Consider the following 16885-nt stretch of genomic DNA (forward strand, 5'->3'; position numbering starts at 1 on the left):
CTGGCCAACGCTTCGTCTTCAACACAGGAGTGCCTTCTCTATGGCAGCGCAGAGCCCTCAAGACACAGCAACTGACAACACTGAAAGCGGCGCGGCCGTACCGCGTCTGGATGACCTCATCAGCAAGGTCACTGATCTGATCACAGAGTTGGACGACGTCTCGGTGGAGGCTTCTGCACTGCTCGCAGAGGTGCCGGAAGAGCGCCGTCGGCACGCGGAAAACCTGCTGCACTACGCACACCTGCGCACAATTGACATCCGTGAGCTGCAAAACAGCTTGCACGACCTCGGCGTGACCAGTCTGACCACGGTGGAGACTTTCACCCGGGGGCGCCTTGAGCTCGCTCTCAACGCGCTGTTGGCGCTGGCGGGGCGCACCTCAGACATCGATGTCGCCCGCATTATTGCCGACGATGAGCGCGCGGATATTGCCCTGGATAACAACGCCACCGAGCTGTTCGGTCAGGAGCGCGCGGATGTCACTTCGCACATTATGGTGACCCTGCCCGCCGAGGCCGCCGACGATGCAGAGTTGGTGGAGAGCTTCGCTGCCGCTGGCATGGATCTCGCTCGCATCAACTGCGCCCACGACGGACCTGAGCAGTGGAGCCGCATGATTGACAACGTCAATGCTGCAGCTGAGAAGGCCGGTCGCCGCATCTTCGTGTCCATGGATCTGGCTGGTCCGAAGCTGCGCACGGGCGATATCGAACCGGGGCCGCGTGTGGGGCGCGCCCGTGTTGTGCGTGACGACGCTGGCACGGTCATCTCCAAGTCCAAGATTTGGCTGACTCCGCGACTGGATGAGCACCCCAAGCCAGCTCCGAGCGATTTGCCGGGGCGTCCCGCACTGCCGTTGGAAGCAGATCAGGGGTGGTTGGAACAGCTGCAGCTTGACGATGTCATTACGCTGCATGACTCCCGCTCGGCGAAGCGTCACTTCACCGTTGTGCGCATCGACACCGACTCCGAGGGCGAGGTCGAGGCTGTCCTCGCCGAGGGCGAAAAGAACGCCTGGATTGCCGAGGGAACACACCTGCGCAGCAACTACGAGGTCACGCGCGCTGGTGGTGTGCCACCGACCGTGCAAAAGCTGCGCTTCTACACCGGTGATGAGTTTATTCTCACCAGCGGCGAGGAAATCACCACCATTCCACGCACAAATGACGAGATTCCTCGTGTCTCCTGCTCGCTGCCGTCTGCCGTGGCAGCTCTGAAACCGGGCGATCCGGTACTTTTCGACGACGGTGCACTTGGCGCTGAGGTGGTTGAGGTCTCCGAGACGTCGTCAAGCGAAGATAGTCACGTCGATGCCCGGCTGCGTGTCCTGCGTACGAAGCCGAATGGTCAGCCGCTAGCGGCGCATAAGGGCATCAATCTGCCGAACACCGACCTGCCGCTCAATTCGCTTACCGACGAAGACATTGAGCACCTGCGCTTTGTGGTGGAGCATGCGGATATTGCTGCGGTGAGCTTTATTCGCACGCAGGGGGATGCTGAGTACGTCTACAAGGTGCTCGATGAGATTGCGGCGGAACATGAGGCTGCGGGCCGCGAGGACCTGGCGTCGAAGGCTCGGAATCTGGGTGTTGTGCTGAAGATTGAGACTATTCCGGCATTCCAGAATCTGCCGGGAATCATCATCGCCAGCATGAAGCGCGCCAAGTCCGGTCTGATGATTGCTCGTGGTGACCTGGCTGTGGAGCTGGGCTTCGACCGTATGGGTGAGGTCCCAGGCCAGATTCTGACGCTGGCGCAGGCAGCCGGTGTGCCGACCATTCTGGGTACTCAGGTGTTGGAGAACATGGCCAAGGCCGGCCTGCCGTCCCGCGCGGAGATTACCGATGCGGCCTTCGCCCTGCGTGCCGAGTGCGTGATGCTGAACAAGGGGCCGCACATTACCGAGGCCATCGCGATTTTGAACAACCTGGCCCGGAAGATGGGACGTTCGCAGCGTAAGAGCCGCATCATGCTGCGGAAGATTCGCAGCTGGTCGGACTAGTGGCTGGGGTAGGGGCCGGGCTAGTTTAGGTAGGTTAGGGGGAGCGCACTTAAAAACACCGTGGGAGAAAAGACTGCGGAAGAAGCCGGCCGCGCGTACGAGAGGAGCCCTGCGGAAAATGTCTAATGAACAGGCAGAAAACGCGGGGTGGGCTGTGCCGCCGCAGTCTCCAAAACAGCAGCCACAGCAGTCCCCACCTCAGGTGGTGCTGCCACCGCAGCAGAGCTGGCAGCCGGCTGTCTCGGATTCGGCCATCACCGGTGCGACACCGCGCTGGAAGGCCGATGAGATTGTTCGCAAGCGTGCGGACAGCGTCTTTCGATGGGCAATGAGCGGCGCTGGAGTATTCGCCGCATTTACCGTATTCATCTGGATGAGCATTCTGAGTCCAGGTCAGGATCTGGTGGTTTCCCTCCTCGGCGAACTGGGAGCATGGGCTTTCGGTCTCTGCGGAATGGTTTCCCTCATTGGGCTGGGTTTTTCGGTCTACAAGACCCTCCAGGTGCTGCGTGACCGCGCAACGTATGCCCGCCCACTGCTGTCGCGCACGGCAACGGATGTGCGCACGATGCACATGTGGTCAGTGCGCAACATCACGGGACCCGTGGTCGCGTTGGCTGAAACAGGAGTCACTGCCGTAATGGGGCCAGGTCGCTTTATCTGGTATCTGGCCTGCGTTTTGTGGCCACTTGCAACGGGTTGGTTTATCGCTGCCGACGTGTCCAGGACGTACTTCCAGGCCGGAATCATCACTGTTTTAGCTTGTGTGACAACTGCCCTTACGGCTCGGCTACTCCGCTACGTGTTGGCTCCCGAGGAAGTGCATCGCAACATTCCCGTTGGGGCAGGTCGCGAGCGCACCCAGCCCGGTTTTTGGTCCAAGGGCTTCATCCCCAGCGAAGCTACCGATGAACAGGGGGAGGCGGGCGCAATGGCCGTCGACAAGCAGCTTTTCGAAGGAACGGCGAGCGAATTCGTCGACGATTTTTATAAGTAGCCCAGGCAGTCGCGAATTACGGACTGCGAATAGGTATTCTGTGGCCTTGTGGGAAAGAAATCTCGTAAGAAGAATAATCAGGCCCCGGAGGGCATGAGCCGCCGTCAGGCGAAGCTGGCAGCCCGCGCTGCTGAGCGTGCAGCGTTGCTGGGCAATCCGCGTCCGTTCAAGGACTTCGACGAAGAGGCTGACATCGTGGCTGTCCGCGAGTTCGCACCGGCTGTGGTCATTCCGGTCACGGTCGCTGACGCTGAGCGTGACATCAAGGTCTGCACCGTGCTGCCGGGTGGCGTAGCCGCACTGACGCGTGCCGCTGACCAGGGCAATGAGGCTTTCGTCGCGCTGCAGACGCAGGCTCGCACCAATGACGGCGCTGCGGATCTCTCCCGTGCGCTGGCATGGGCTCGCGATGCAGAGTCGGGTCAGCAGCTCTCCGCCGCTACTGACGGCGAAGCTGCACCGCTTACCGACGTCCTGACCGCCGTGGATCTCGACAACATGGAGGTCCACCAGGACTTCGAGTGGTGGATTCCCAAGGGCATTGAACGCACCCCGATGATCGAGCAGAACCTGGCCGTGGCTAACGACGCGATTCTCCCGTCATACCGCCTGGATGCGAAGGTCGCTGGTGCTGTCTGGTGGATTGATCCGGGCGAGCGCGCTCACATCCGCTGGGTGCGTCGTGAAGATGAGAAGCCGCTGCTGGATGCCTTGGCACGCGTGCACGCTGCGGACAACCTCTCGCTGGGAGAGGGCACGAAGTTCGCCGGTGTCTTCCGTACCGATGGCGTGCTGGTGCCGGTCTGGGACCTGGATAACACCAAGCCGCACGACCACTGGATTGCTGCCGTGGAAGAGGCCGACAAGCGTATCGCTGAGGCGCTGGCCAGCGAAGAGCCGCTGACCGCCGAGGAGCGTAAGTCCCGTGAGACCATCGTGTCCCGTCAGGTGACCATTCGGAACTAGGCGTAGCTGGTTTAAGAACTAACGCGTGTGGCTCAGCAAAAAGCTAAGTCACACGCGTTAGTTGTCTCGAAAGCTATCCGAAGCTGTTTTAGCTGCCCTCTTGGCTATCTCAGCTCCGCAAAAAGTGCTGGCGCTTCGACTTCGTCCCAGAGCAGCACATTGCCCGCATAACCGGTGTCCATGGCGCCTGAGGTGGGCACGGTAAGAGAATCGGAACCGAAGAGCATGCGCAACATCAGCCAGGTCAGGTGCCAGACATGGTCACCATCGCCGACGAACACGGCCTTAGTGCCAGCATTGGCCAGGCGAATCCAGCGGTAGGGGTTGAGCCATACCGCAGGTGATTTCAGCCGTCCCATCAGCGCACTCATGAATTCACGCTGCCGCTCTACGCGGTCCAAGTCTCCCTGGGCGGTAGCACGCGTGCGCACGTAACCCAGGGCGCCCGCGCCGTCGAATTTCTGGCAACCGGCCTGGATATTCAGGCCTGCCAGCGGATCGTCGATGGCTTCTTCAGGGCACATCTCGATACCACCGACAGCGTCGACGACACCGGCGAAACCGCCAAAGCCAATTTCGGCGTAGTGGTCGATGTGAATTCCAGTGTTTTTCTCTACAGTGTCGATGAGTAGCTGGGGGCCACCAAATGCGAATGCCGCATTGATCTTGTTCTTGTCATTGCCCGGGATATCCACGAAGGAGTCACGCGGGATACTGACCAACTTCGGCTTACCGAGCACCGGAATGTGGGCAATCATGATGGTGTCGGTGCGCTGGCCGAAATCACCACTGCCCGTCGACAGCTTGGCGGCATCTTCCTCTGACAAGCCCGTACGAGAGTCCGAACCGACAAGCAACCAGTTGGAGGACATCGTATTGGCAGGGCGATCTGCCAGACCGGAGAACGCATCGACCCTGGTCAGGCGGATGTCGACAAGTGCCATTGTGACGACAAGGAAGATGACGAGAAGCAGGATGATGGATTTAAAGCGCAAGCGTGGCAGTCGCAAGCGTGGCATGCGGAACCCAGACCTGACGCCGGCGCCGCCACGACTGCCACGGCGTCCACCACGGCCAGAACTCGCTGCTTGTGGGGCACTGTAGTAGTCCTGTGACGAGCCGTGCGAGGAAGATTGGAAATCCGCATCCGGGTTATATCCGGGCGGGGGAAACCGCGGATCGCTGCCAGCGCGTCCGCTACCGGCCCGGTTCACCGGTGGACGGGACTCAATGCGCGTTTCGTTCAGTGGCGCCTGCCGACGTTCCGGTTGCGGCCTAGACCTGCGCGGAGGCATAGGCGCTGGGCGGGCTGCCCCTGCCCTAGATGGGCGGTCGGAACGGGGCGGGATGGGGCGTCGTGAAGCGCCACGCGAATCGGCCTCACGGGGGCGGGCATGCTTCGGCGACGCCTCGTCCACACGGCGGTAGATGGGGCGGCCATAGCGATCTTTAAGCGGCCTACCGTATCGGTCGCGGGCAATGCGCGAGTCGTCGAAGTTGCCTTCCATACCAATAAAGAATAGGCAACGACAGTGGACTAAGAGAACCGAGACAGCAATACAAGTCTTGGTAGCGCTGGCGTTACCCTGCATGCGACGTGCTGAAAGGGGTTGGGAACGAAGAAGAATATGCTGGAAATATGTCCGCAATGAACCAGAACAACGAACGTGCACTCAACGAGTCGGATGTTTATGTCAAGAGCCGACATGGTGTTCCTAGGGACTTCTTCGCCTGTGAGGCGGCGGGGTTGGGTTGGCTGCGCGAGGGCGAACCTGACGGCGGTGCGCGCGTAGTGGAGGTGCTGGGCGTGAGCGGGCATGCGCTGAAATTGCGTCGAATTGAGTCGACGGCGCCGAATCCACAGGCAGCGTACGAGTTCGGAAAATCGTTGGCCATTACCCACAATCTGGGCGCTGCTGGCTGGGGTGCCGGCCCCGATGGGTGGGAGGGGCACGGCTACTTCGGTCCACTGGATCAGCCCCTGCAGATGGACCTGACTCCACGGGAGAGCTTCGGTGAATACTGGGCGAAAGGGCGTCTGCTGCCCACACTGGGAAAGTTGGAAAGCTCCTACAATAACCGTCAGCTAGATATCTTTGACCAGCTCATTGACCGGCTCTTGGCTGGAGGTTTCGACAACGAGCCAGACGCTGCGCGTGTCCACGGTGACCTGTGGTGGGGAAACCTCATGTGGGATGCAGACGGCGCGATCTTGATTGACCCCGCAGCGCACGGCGGAGCCCGCGAGGAAGACCTGGCACTGCTGGCGCTATTCGGGGCAACGCATTTCGACGAGATCTTGCGTGGCTACGAATCCGTACATCCGCTGCCGGATTTCGCCGAGAGCTGCGAACTCCATCAGCTCTACGCCGTGCTCATGCACGCGGTGCTATTTGGTGGCGGATACGCCGGACAGGCGGCGGCAATGGCGGCGAAGTACGTGCGCTAGTTGGCGTTAGCAGCCTCCAGCACGCTAGCCATCTCCAGTAGCTCTGCCTCGCCGCAGCGCACCGCACCGATGTTGACGCTGGTGGCGGGGAGCTTCGCATTGGGCGTGCTGCCGCTAGTGTCCGGCACAGCAATGGGCACGGACACGCTTGCCCACCCAGTCAGATTCCACAGCGACAACCACGGTGTCCACCGGGTTTGCTCGTCAAAGTCCTCCCACGGCGCCAACGCAGAGAAATGCCCAATACGCGGCGGATCAAACGCCAGCGTTGGCGTAATCACCGCATCGACTTCCCAACGCGACCGAATCGCGCCGGGCAGAGCCATCCGCTGCTGATGTGTCGCCGTCGCCTCCGCTGCGGAAATCTCCTGGCCACAGGCTCGAATCCACTGCACAATCTCGGAGTAGTCCGCGCGCGGCAATTTCGTGGCCATTCGCGTGATGGTCCGTCGAAAAATCTCGAACACGTCCGGACCTGCCGGATCGTAGGGGCTGGGCACTTCCACCACGTCGTACCCGGCGTCGGCAAGACGGTCAGCCGCCGCCCACGCACCGTTTGCCCAGCGCTTATCGACGTCCACCTCAGCATGAAAAGGGCTGACAGTGACACCGATGCGAAGGGGGCGCTGGGGACGTCGGAAAGCATGCGGGGTTGCGGAAAGTGGCACCCCGGCCAGCAGCGCTGCGTCATCGACTGTGCGAGTGAGGAAGGCGGGCGTGGAGAGATTTCCACCCGCAATATCATGTGCTGGCTTCAACCCCACGAGGCCGCAGCAGGCGGCGGGCACACGGATAGAACCGCCGCCGTCAGAGCCCAGAGCTGCGGGAACGACACCAGTTGCGACAGCAACCGCGCTGCCGCCCGAGGAACCGCCGGGAGTGCGTGGCGTGGTATCCGGCTGATTGGACAGCTGATTGGGCGTGGCGAAGTAGGGGTTTTCCGGGGCCGTGTAACCAATCGGCTCGGTGTAGGCCGTCATCCCGACCTCGGAGGTGTGCGTCGTCGCCGTGAGGACCGCGCCACGAGCCAGCAGTTTCGCCACGGGTTCAGAGGTTTCGGTGGCGGTGAAAGCCAAGTTGGTCGAGCCCATCGTGCATTCGACCCCAGCGATGATGAATAGGTCCTTAATCGCCACTGGCAGACCCAGGAGGTCACGCGGGAGACCGTGGCTAGCGCGCCGGGCGGGTTCGGATCCGGCAGTGAGGCTGCGCGCGCGGTGGACAGCGTGCTCGGCCAAGGACGTGGCAATGCCGAAACGGGCGGGATTGGTCGCGGCGTCGTCGGCAAGCGTGGCGAATTCCGAAACGATTTCCGATACCGAGATTGCGCCACTGCGCACGGCTTCAGTGAGGGCGCGGGCGGGCATCTCGGAAGAAGAGGTCATGCAATAAGTGTAGAAGCCCTCTACTCTGAGCTTATGACGACGGTTACTTATTTGGGTCCTGCGGGCACATTCACCGAGCAGGCGCTGTGGGACATGGCGCGTGCTGGCGAGATTGATCCGGCAGGGGAATCCGCGGTCAATGCGGTGCCGGTGGATAGCCCCGCGGCTGCGCTTGGAGCCGTGCGCCGAGGGGAAGCGGACTTTGCCTGCGTGGCTATCGAGAGCAGCGTGGACGGTCCCGTTACACCAACTTTTGATGCCCTCGCCGCTGGGCCAGAGCTGCAGGTTTTCCGCGAAACCGAGGTCGGGGTGGTGTTCTCTATCCTGGTCCGTCCCGGTACGACGGTGGAACAGGTGCGTACTTTTACGACACATCCCGTAGCGTATCCGCAGGTCAAACAGTGGGTGGACGCCAACCTTCCGGGCGTGGAAGTTCACCAGGCCAGCTCCAATGCGGCGGCGGCCCACCAGGTCGCCGAGGGTACCCACGACGCTTGCGCTGCCCCGGCCCGCGCGGGTGAGCTGCTCGGACTTGAGGCGCTGGCCACTGAGGTCGCCGACGTGCGCGGCGCCCGCACTCGTTTCCTGCTGGTGGGGCGCCCCGGCGTGCCGACGCCACGCACCGGCGCCGACCGCACCTCGGTCTCCTTCACGCTGCCGAACCAGCCCGGCACATTGATGCGCGCCATGAACGAGTTCGCAGTGCGACAGATCAACCTCACCCGCATTGAGTCACGCCCAACGCGCGAGCTCTTCGGCCTCTACCGCTTCTACATCGACTGCAACGGCCACGTTGATGATGCACAGGTTGCCGCGGCTCTCGCGGCACTGCACGAATACGCCGAAGACCTGCGCTATCTGGGGTCTTGGCCGGTCGCTGAGGGCGGTCGCCGCAGCATTATGACCCCGCCACCGGACATTTCCCAGTCAATTGAGTGGGTCGACGCGCTTAAGGAAGGACGAAGGTAAAACATGACACCCGCCGCGCCCGAAAATCCAGTTGGACAGCTGCCTTTCCTCGATGACCGTCCAGACCGCCCTGAATCTGTCATGCCGGTTGATTCCCAGCGCATCATTTTCATCCGCCACGGGCAGACCACCGGCAACATCAACCGCCGCCTGGATACCGCATTGCCGGGCGCACCGCTCACCGACCTCGGTGTGAGGCAGGCGCGCAGTCTGGGACGTCTTTTGCTTCCCGACGTGCACAGAATCGGTGACATCGTCACATCCCATGCCCTGCGTGCCCGCCAGACTGGTGCAGGCGCGGTCGCGAGTTTGCACCACCTGGGAGAGACTTCCGCTCGCATCCGCCATGAGGGTGGCCTCCACGAGATTCAGGCCGGCGACCTCGAGGGGCGCAATGATCGCGATGCGCACATGGAGTACATGCGTGCCTTCTACCAGTGGCTCAATGGGGAGCTGGAGTACCGCCTTCCCGGCGGTGAATCCGGTGCCGACGTGCTGAGTCGCTACCTGCCGACGCTACAGCAGCTGCTGGAGCAGGCAGGAGCGACAGGTGGTGAATCCAAGGAGTCGAAGGAGGGCGGCAACAAGGATGTCGTCATTGTCAGCCATGGCGCGGCTATTCGTCTGATTGGGCAGTATCTGACCGGGGTGAATCCGGAATACGCACTGCGACACCGCATTGCCAATACTGAGCGAATCGAGCTGGTTCCGAGCGCTGTGGACGTCGGCAAGCGTGCCGGCATTGAACCGGGCACGTGGGATGTGCGCCGCTGGGGCGACAGCGAGTTGCCTTAGACAGGCAGCTGGGCGGCGACTGTCACCGCTGGCCGTTATTGCTGGCCTTCCTGAATCTCGCGGCGCTTCTGAGCTGCCAGGCGTAGGCGTTCCGTGCGACGCTTGGATTCCTCTTCGTTGATTTCGTTGAGGAGTTTTTCTTCGTCATCATTGATGTTCAGTGCGGCGCGCCCGATGAGGGCAACAGCCGCAGCGGCGACGAAGCCGAACCACGCGTTGTCGATATCGGTGAAAATCATCAGAACGATAGAGACAGCGACGATGATGCCTGCAGCAGAGTCAACAATGTTGAGCTGGCGGCCCTTTTTCATCAGAGTCTGCAGCTCTTGATCGACACTTTGGTGCTGCGGTTTAGCCGGGGTGCCCTGTGAACTCTCGGGGGATGTCTCAGCGGGCAGGTCTGCGAAGAGTGTTTGTAGTTGGGAGCGGGTTTTAGCGACTGCGGCAGCTTCGGCGCGCTTGGAGAATTCATCGACATCCAAGTAGCCGTCAGCGAAATGATTGCCGAGACGCTCCATGGCAGCGTTGCGCTCCCTATCGCCGACCCTGATTTCTGGCTTCTCGCTCGAGTTGTCGCTCATGATTATTAAGGTTACAAGGAAGAAAGCTGCCGTGAAGAAGCCGAGAGGAACGAGACCTCGCAGGGCGGGACACACTTATCCGTAGCCGAGTCGGTCCAGATCCTCCTCCTCGAGGCCGAAATAATGCCCGATTTCATGCAGGAGAGTGACCCGAATCTGCTCCACCAGCTCCTCTTCGGTGTGGCTGATGCGGCAGAGCATGTCGCGATACAAGCTGATTTGGTCAGGCGGACCCCAGTGGTTGTTAGAACGCTCGGTCAGAGGAATGCCCTCGTAGAGTCCCAGCAGTGTGGGCTCGTCGAGGTTATACGGGTGGACCTGGATGATGACCTGATCGAGCTGATCGAGAAACTGCGTCGGGATGCGGTCGATGGCCTCATCGACAAGCGCATCGAACCGCTCCGGGCTAACGTCAACCATTTATGGTGCTGCCTCGCAATGTCCTGTTGTTCTACTGTCCTGCGGGAGCGATTGCGTTATCCACAGCGCCTGCTTCAGCACCAGTACCGTCGGCACCGACCGCACCGGCGTCACCTGTGCCAGCGTCACCCTGCTCCTCCCGCAGCGGATTGCGCGGCGGCGGAGCCACGGGCGGCTGGCCGTCGATAGTGAAGGACTCGTTAGCGTGTCCGTTGAGAGTGGAGAACCCGCCCTGGCCATTGTCCTTAATCAACCAGCAGTTCACACTGCGCGAGCCAGCATTGAGCGACTCCTGCGACAAGGAGGTCCAAAATGGCAACAGCGTTGAGTTATACAGCGGGTCGTCACCGCCGAGGTAATTCTGCGCGAGAGTCACACACTGTTCCGCGAGCACATCATTCTGCTCCTGGTCAGTGGGGATGTTGTCACCGAAATGGTCGCGGAGATTGACAATTCCCGTCGACTCCATCAGGTGATCTTCCACGCAAGGCACCTGGCGGATGGCGCCGTTTTCATCCAATGTCACGCAGCGGCCGCCCTCGAACACGCGGGACTGATCCTGCCCGGCCGCAGGCCCGGACATGTGCGTCGTGTTGCCGTCTTCATCGACGACCTGGATACCGCACAGGAAGGTTCGGTCACCCTTTTCCCACTGGCTAGGCGAAGGAATGATTGGCGCAGTGATAAAGCGACCATCCGGATCGTACTGGCCGCCCAGGTATTCAGTCACAGTGTCACGACACACGCCATTTTGCAGAGCCACCAAATTGTCCGCTGTCGGGTAGTTGGCAGTTTTTGCGTATTGCCCCGGATGTTCCTCGTAGTCGGCGAGATTCAGTTTCTTGGCGACCTCATAAGCGTGCGGCTGCTCACAGGGCACGACGCGGAAGTCAGAAACATTCAGATCTTCTGCCAGATTCCAGTCCAGACAGTTGCCCGCGGTTGCGCTGGTGAACGCCGTCGTCTCCTTGTCGACGATGGTTGTCGTTGTCGACGATGACGCGCTTGCCGACGAACCCTTGCCCCCAAGTGGCCCACTCGGTGGCTCGATGACTCCCGCTTGCAGCGCGAATGCCATTCCCGCGGCGCCAACCAGCATTGCCGTCGACAAAGCGCGCATTCCCCAGCTTCCACGGGAGTTATTCGAAGCGTTGGCATCGTTGCCGGCTGCGGAGGATGCACCAGCGCTGGCATCTGCGCCAGTACCTGCACCGGAGTCAGTGTCTGTGGCGGCAGCGTGCTCGCGATCCTGGTTCATATTGTCATCAGCCATAGTGACCCCATTGTGCACCGCCAATGAGCCTGTGGACAAGGTAACGCTCTGTCCGAGTTTGCGGTCCGAGTTTGCTCAATAACTTCAGGCACTACAATAGTCCGGTATTTGTTCGCTACCCGAGGACACGAGTCTTGACCTGGACTGCACTACTCAGCCTGCTGGGCGTCCACATTATTGGTATGGCCTCACCAGGGCCTGACGTCTTCTTAATCCTGCGCCTTGCCACCAAATCCCGAAAGCACGCCATCGCAGCGGTTGCGGGTATCAGTACTGGCGCCACTATCTGGATGACCCTCACAGTTTTTGGGTTCGCAGCTGTCATCACCGCCAATCCTTTGCTGATGGGCGTAATCCAGCTCGTCGGTGGCTGTTATCTCATTTACATGGGTATCAGTATGGCCAAGGCGGGCATCAATACCCTCCGCGAACTGCGCGCCGGTGCCGCACCAGCCTTGGGAAGTGAGGCGCTCCGGTCGCCGAAGGCGACGTTCCGCCAGGGCTTTTTCACCAACATGTCGAACCCGAAGATTGTTCTCTTCCTCACGGCAGTGCTTTCACAGTTCATTCCCGCAGGCGCATCCGTGGGGACGCTCGTGCTTTGTACGCTGGTGCTAATCGTCTCCCAAATCGCTTTCTTCCTATTTATCGCAATCGTGGTGTCGACGGATGCCGTCGTCAAGCGAATGGTGCTGGCAGGGCCGTGGATTGACACTGTCGCCGGCGTGATCTTCCTCGTCCTCGGCGCGCTGCTGGTCGCCTCAGGAGCGGAAGCGGCACTCTAGCAAGCCTTGTGCCTGCTTGCCGACGTAAACCAGGTACTCTAGGGGACGTGATTGATCTCAAATTTCTCCGCGAAAACCCTGAAGTAGCCCGCGAGTCCCAGCGCACCCGTGGTGAGGACCCGGCATTGGTCGATCAGCTGCTGGAAGCTGACGCTAAGCGCCGTGAGGTTATTGCCTCCACCGACGCGCTGCGTTCAGAGCAGAAGGGCTTCGGCAAGAAGATTGGTCAGGCGTCGAAGGAAGAGCGCCCGGCCATGCTGGAGAAGGCCAAGGAGCTTTCCGACGCCGTGAAGGCAGCCGAAGCGGAGCAGAAGGAAGCCGAGGCTGAGGTCGAGCGCCTGCAGTACCTGATTGGCAACATCGTTACGGGTGCGCCCGCCGGCGGCGAAGATGACTTTGTCGTGCTGGAGGAAATCGGTGAGATTCCACAGTTCGACTTTGAGCCCAAAGATCACCTGGACCTCGGTGAGTCGCTGGGTCTTATTGATATGGAGCGTGGCGTCAAGGTCTCCGGTTCCCGCTTCTACTTCCTGACCGGTTACGGTGCCATGCTGCAGTTGGCCATGATGAACCTGGCTGCTCAGAAGGCAACTCAGAATGGCTTCCAGCTGATGGTGCCGCCGGTGCTGGTTCGTCCGGAGACCATGTCGGGTACTGGCTTCCTCGGTGCGCACTCCGATGAGATCTACTACCTGCAGGAAGATGACCTCTACCTGGTCGGTACCTCGGAAGTCGCGCTGGCCGGCTACCACTCCAACGAGATTATTGACCTGTCGGAGGGGCCGCGTCGCTACGCTGGTTGGTCTTCCTGTTTCCGTCGTGAAGCGGGCTCTTACGGCAAGGACACCCGCGGTATCCTGCGCGTACACCAGTTCGACAAGCTGGAGATGTTCTCCTACTGTCCGCCGGAGCAGGCGGAGGCAGAGCACCAGAAGCTGCTGAACATGGAGCGCGAGATGCTGGCCGCGGTCGATGTTCCGTACCGCATCATCGATGTTGCTGGTGGTGACCTGGGTGCATCGGCTGCCCGCAAGTTCGATACCGAGGCATGGGTGCCGACGCAGAACACCTACCGCGAGTTGACCTCGACTTCGAACTGCACGACTTTCCAGGCTCGTCGTTTGAAGACCCGCTACCGCGATGCCGATGGCAAGTCTCAGTACTGCGCCACCCTAAATGGCACGCTGGCCACGACGCGTTGGCTGGTCGCCATTCTGGAAAACCACCAGCAGGCCGATGGTTCTGTGGTGATTCCGGAGGCGCTGCGCCCGTTCATGATGGGCAAGGAAGTTCTCGAGCCGGTTAAGCGAGCCGGTTAAGCAGGTGCGGCCCCGCCCCAGTTCATCCGCGACTTCACGACACCTATGTCACCTCATGCCACCTCCACAGCTGGCATGGGGTGACGCCTGTGTCGTGAAGTGGCTTTTTTCAGGCGTGACTTGTTTAGCTGCGCTAAAAAATTAATTGGGGGATTGAGAAGGTAAAAACACCAGGAAGGTTGAGAGTAGAAACACAACCGAAAACACAACTGAACCAGGGGGATAGCCTCACTCGAGGTGGTAGAGGTTGTGTACAACATTCGGGATTACAGCAATTTTGCTGATGTGTCTTTCACCTGCTGATGTATCCTGCACCGTGATTTAAGCTGCTCCAGCTTTCTTCCACGCAGCCTTCAGCCCAGCTCGGAGGGGCAGGACGAGGCAGGCAGACGAAGCCACGGCCGAAGTGAGGGCAACGCCAGCTCGCACAAATGCTGGATTGAGCTTGGAGTTTTCTTCCGTGAGAATGCCGATCAGCTGAGATGGCGCAATTGTGCTTGCGAGCGCGCCTAGGGACGCAACGCGCAGCGCGTCTTCACGGTCATCTGCCTTGAGCAGCGAAGCAGCTGAAAATCCAGCTCCGACCGTAGAAACCACGAAGGGAAGAAGCAGAGTTTCCTTCGGTGCTGTCTTCTGAACTGCCTCGCCGTTTAGCTTCCATTTGGTGTGGACTTCTGCAGGCAACTGCTTCCAGGACATAGCCAGTGCGACTCCGTGCGCAACCGTCACGGCCGCGGGGAGAAGAGCGGTCGCCTGCAGCGCGCGAGCCGGAATTTCAGAGATAACCTCACCGTCAATATCGTCTGGTCGGACAATCCCCAGCTTGGTCGCTACTGCAGCCCAATTGATAGACCAGCCAAAACCCAACAGGTGAGGCTGGAGGATCCGCGGGTCATCCATGTTCCACAGGGAAACGCGACCGCTTTTGGTAAATACTCGAAGCGGGTTGGAGAGGTACCTGCGCAAGGTGCTTGGTTCACCAACTTGTTCGCCTACGCGATTTGCGTAGTCGGTTGCCGTTCCCAGCTCTTCGGCCAGGTCCGCGTGGACGTCGTTAAGCTCTTGCAGAAGACTCTCCTGCTCGGCGATGATCGCCTTGCGTTGTGCGTGCGATATGCCGATTTCGCGCAGTTTGTGGTCAATGGCAGTGAGGTAGGTGTTCATTGGGGCTCCTCGGAAAATAGTGCGGTCATGTCGGCGGATAGGTCGATGAAGTCCTGATGCAGTTGCGTGAGTGTTTGCTTTCCTTTGGCTGTCAGTGAGTAGTACTTGCGCGGCGGCCCTTTGGGGGATTCCTCCCAGCGATTGCTAATCAAGCCGTTGGTGGTCAGCCGCGAGAGTAGGGGGTAGACGGTTCCCGCGGGCGCGCTGAGGTGGGGGTAGGCGTTGAGCTTTGCGACGAGTGCCGCGCCATAGAGTTCTTCGCGAGAAATCAGCTTGAGAATGGCGAGCTCAAGTACCCCTTTCTTCAGTTGCGTTTGTGGGCGTTTGGGCATGGCGTTGTGCTTTCTTTCCGGCGGTAGAAGGAAGTTGTTTGAGCATAATGCTTTTCATACCTAGTACCTTGTAATGCCAACTATACTCCCGGTAGTTTGTATTGCCAAGTACTGCATGCTTTATACGGCGCGGAGAGGGCAGGGCAAAGAAAATGAGGGGCAATTGCCAGAAGACAATCGCCCCTCATTCCACCGGGTTAGCTCTATGAAGAACTCGTAACTACTAGGGAGTGGCTCGGTTCTTTTTTTAGCGTTCAATTAGATACGCGCATCAAGCCAGGCAATAGCCGTCGCAATGGCCTCGTGCTGTGCCGGCTCGTTGAAGGTCTCGTGGAACTGGCCTTCGAACTCGATCAGCTGCTTGTCGGTGGACGAGATGCCGTTGTACCAGTCGCGCGAGAAGAACGGCGGCACAATCTCATCCTGGCCGCCCATCATGACCAGGGTCGGCTCAACAAAGTCGACGGAGTTGGTGCCGTTGTAGGTGGCGGCAAAAGCCATCTGCTGAGCCATGCCGAGCGAGAGCTTGGAGTTGTTGTACGGATCAGTTTCGTACTCATCACGCACTGCCTGCGAAGAAGAGGTCTTCGAACCCAGCGGGTTGCCAAGCTGAATCAAGTCGCTGCCGGGTAGTGATGGCACGCGCATCTCGGTGCGGTTCGGCACTTCCTTGAGCATGCGAGTGTTGAATGTGGTCATGTCCTGGAATGGCAGGCGCTGGTAAATCGTCGGCTGCGCCTCGCGCTGGACATCGGTCATGGCCTCTGGGGTGATGGTTTCGCCCTCGTCCGTGCCACCGTAGGGGTTGAAAAGAGCGCCACCACCGTTGGCGACAATGCCATCGACACTGCCCGGGTACTTGATGCCGTGGAAGTCCACGGCAAGGCCGCCCATGGAGTGGCCGAGCAGGAAGGTCTTCGTGCTCGGGTTCTCCGCCTTGGCCTTCTCTACAAGCATGTGCAGGTCATCGACAAGCGAGTGGAAATCATCGATGTGGCCACGAGCAACTGGAGTGCCTTCAACCTGGCCCGTGTGGCCGTGGCCGCGGTGGTCGAGGCGGTAGACGTTGTAGCCGGCGTTCAGAAGCTTGCCGGTTACCCACTCGTAGCGACCCAGGTGCTCTGCAGCGCCATGCACGACGACGACAGTGGCCTTGGCGTTCGGAATGGTGTTGGACTTCCAGTAAATCTGGGTGCCCTTGCCATCCTGTGAGGTCATGTAGCCGTCGGTGACCGTCACGTGGCGTCCGTCAACTGTAGTGGTCGGCGCCGGGGTAGTTGGCAGTTCGACCATTGCAGTGGACTGCGGGTCAGGGGTTGGCTCCAGCGGGTTCTTGATGAAGTCCGTTGGGGCTGCTGATGCTGCCGGGGTGGCCAGTGCCAAAGTCAGGGCGGTGGTCACACTCGCAGTGAAAATCGATGCGCGACGCATGATTGCTCTTTTCTATT

The 16885-nt window shown here is 60.3% G+C and carries 16 protein-coding genes; 8 read left to right on the top strand and 8 right to left on the bottom strand.

From position 1 onward, the window contains the following. Nucleotides 1-40: 40 nt before the first annotated feature. The 3 genes from HMPREF2547_RS06575 (at nt 41) to HMPREF2547_RS06585 (ending at nt 3965) form a co-directional block, all read left to right on the top strand. Complete coding sequence (locus HMPREF2547_RS06575; RefSeq protein ID WP_083296869.1) at nt 41-2002, top strand: pyruvate kinase; 1962 nt, start codon at nt 41-43, stop codon at nt 2000-2002. Nucleotides 2003-2120: 118 nt separating this feature from the next. After that, complete coding sequence (locus HMPREF2547_RS06580) at nt 2121-2999, top strand: hypothetical protein (RefSeq protein ID WP_070605208.1); 879 nt, start codon at nt 2121-2123, stop codon at nt 2997-2999. Nucleotides 3000-3047: 48 nt separating this feature from the next. Then, nucleotides 3048-3965, top strand: a complete 918-nt coding sequence (locus HMPREF2547_RS06585; protein WP_016421674.1) for a DUF5926 family protein — start codon at nt 3048-3050, stop codon at nt 3963-3965. Between the two features lie 104 nt (nt 3966-4069). Here the strand turns inward: HMPREF2547_RS06585 and HMPREF2547_RS06590 are convergent, their stop codons facing one another. After that, nucleotides 4070-5473, bottom strand: coding sequence for an LCP family protein (locus tag HMPREF2547_RS06590; RefSeq protein ID WP_306295205.1), 1404 nt, complete (start codon nt 5471-5473; stop codon nt 4070-4072). A 131-nt stretch (nt 5474-5604) separates the two neighbouring features. Between HMPREF2547_RS06590 and HMPREF2547_RS06595 the strand changes: the two genes are divergently transcribed. Then, nucleotides 5605-6414, top strand: coding sequence for a fructosamine kinase family protein (locus HMPREF2547_RS06595; RefSeq protein WP_070605211.1), 810 nt, complete (start codon nt 5605-5607; stop codon nt 6412-6414). On the opposite strand, the gene HMPREF2547_RS06600 is transcribed toward HMPREF2547_RS06595, so the two are convergent. Continuing rightward, nucleotides 6411-7799 carry an amidase gene (locus HMPREF2547_RS06600; protein ID WP_070605214.1) on the bottom strand — a complete coding sequence of 463 codons (1389 nt, stop codon included), beginning with the start codon at nt 7797-7799 and terminating at the stop codon, nt 6411-6413. The two genes, HMPREF2547_RS06595 and HMPREF2547_RS06600, sit on opposite strands and share 4 nt — an antisense overlap. Nucleotides 7800-7832: 33 nt before the next feature. Here HMPREF2547_RS06600 and pheA point away from each other — a divergent pair, with 33 nt between their 5' ends. Next, nucleotides 7833-8768, top strand: coding sequence for a prephenate dehydratase (gene pheA / locus HMPREF2547_RS06605; protein ID WP_070605217.1), 936 nt, complete (start codon nt 7833-7835; stop codon nt 8766-8768). A gap of 3 nt (nt 8769-8771) precedes the next feature. After that, nucleotides 8772-9563: a histidine phosphatase family protein gene (locus HMPREF2547_RS06610; RefSeq protein WP_070602313.1), complete on the top strand. Its 792-nt coding sequence runs from the start codon at nt 8772-8774 to the stop codon at nt 9561-9563. A gap of 35 nt (nt 9564-9598) precedes the next feature. On the opposite strand, the gene HMPREF2547_RS06615 is transcribed toward HMPREF2547_RS06610, so the two are convergent. From HMPREF2547_RS06615 to HMPREF2547_RS06625, 3 genes are all read right to left on the bottom strand, one after another. After that, nucleotides 9599-10144 (bottom strand): DUF1707 SHOCT-like domain-containing protein, encoded by a 546-nt coding sequence (locus HMPREF2547_RS06615; RefSeq protein ID WP_083296870.1) that lies wholly within the window; start codon nt 10142-10144, stop codon nt 9599-9601. Nucleotides 10145-10219: 75 nt separating this feature from the next. Further along, nucleotides 10220-10564, bottom strand: coding sequence for a metallopeptidase family protein (locus HMPREF2547_RS06620; RefSeq protein ID WP_016421667.1), 345 nt, complete (start codon nt 10562-10564; stop codon nt 10220-10222). Between the two features lie 31 nt (nt 10565-10595). Beyond that, complete coding sequence (locus HMPREF2547_RS06625; RefSeq protein ID WP_222866681.1) at nt 10596-11837, bottom strand: septum formation family protein; 1242 nt, start codon at nt 11835-11837, stop codon at nt 10596-10598. Between the two features lie 134 nt (nt 11838-11971). Between HMPREF2547_RS06625 and HMPREF2547_RS06630 the strand changes: the two genes are divergently transcribed. Together HMPREF2547_RS06630 and serS are read left to right on the top strand one after the other, a co-directional pair. Beyond that, the gene (locus HMPREF2547_RS06630; RefSeq protein ID WP_049171671.1) at nt 11972-12622 is read left to right on the top strand and encodes a LysE family translocator; all 651 of its coding nucleotides are present in this window, start codon (nt 11972-11974) and stop codon (nt 12620-12622) included. A gap of 47 nt (nt 12623-12669) precedes the next feature. Beyond that, nucleotides 12670-13941: a serine--tRNA ligase gene (gene serS, locus HMPREF2547_RS06635; RefSeq protein WP_048731242.1), complete on the top strand. Its 1272-nt coding sequence runs from the start codon at nt 12670-12672 to the stop codon at nt 13939-13941. Nucleotides 13942-14262: 321 nt separating this feature from the next. On the opposite strand, the gene HMPREF2547_RS06640 is transcribed toward serS, so the two are convergent. The 3 genes from HMPREF2547_RS06640 to HMPREF2547_RS06650 form a co-directional block, all read right to left on the bottom strand. Then, nucleotides 14263-15105 (bottom strand): DUF5808 domain-containing protein, encoded by an 843-nt coding sequence (locus HMPREF2547_RS06640; protein ID WP_070605224.1) that lies wholly within the window; start codon nt 15103-15105, stop codon nt 14263-14265. Beyond that, nucleotides 15102-15437, bottom strand: a complete 336-nt coding sequence (locus HMPREF2547_RS06645; protein WP_049190945.1) for a PadR family transcriptional regulator — start codon at nt 15435-15437, stop codon at nt 15102-15104. The genes HMPREF2547_RS06640 and HMPREF2547_RS06645 overlap by 4 nt, the downstream gene beginning before the upstream one ends. Nucleotides 15438-15695: 258 nt before the next feature. Beyond that, on the bottom strand, nt 15696-16868 hold the full coding sequence (locus HMPREF2547_RS06650; protein ID WP_070546501.1) for an alpha/beta hydrolase: 1173 nt from the start codon (nt 16866-16868) through the stop codon (nt 15696-15698). Between the last annotated feature and the right edge of the window lie 17 nt (nt 16869-16885).

The organism is Corynebacterium sp. HMSC055G02 (assembly GCF_001809065.1).
GTDB lineage: Bacteria > Actinomycetota > Actinomycetes > Mycobacteriales > Mycobacteriaceae > Corynebacterium > Corynebacterium jeikeium_D.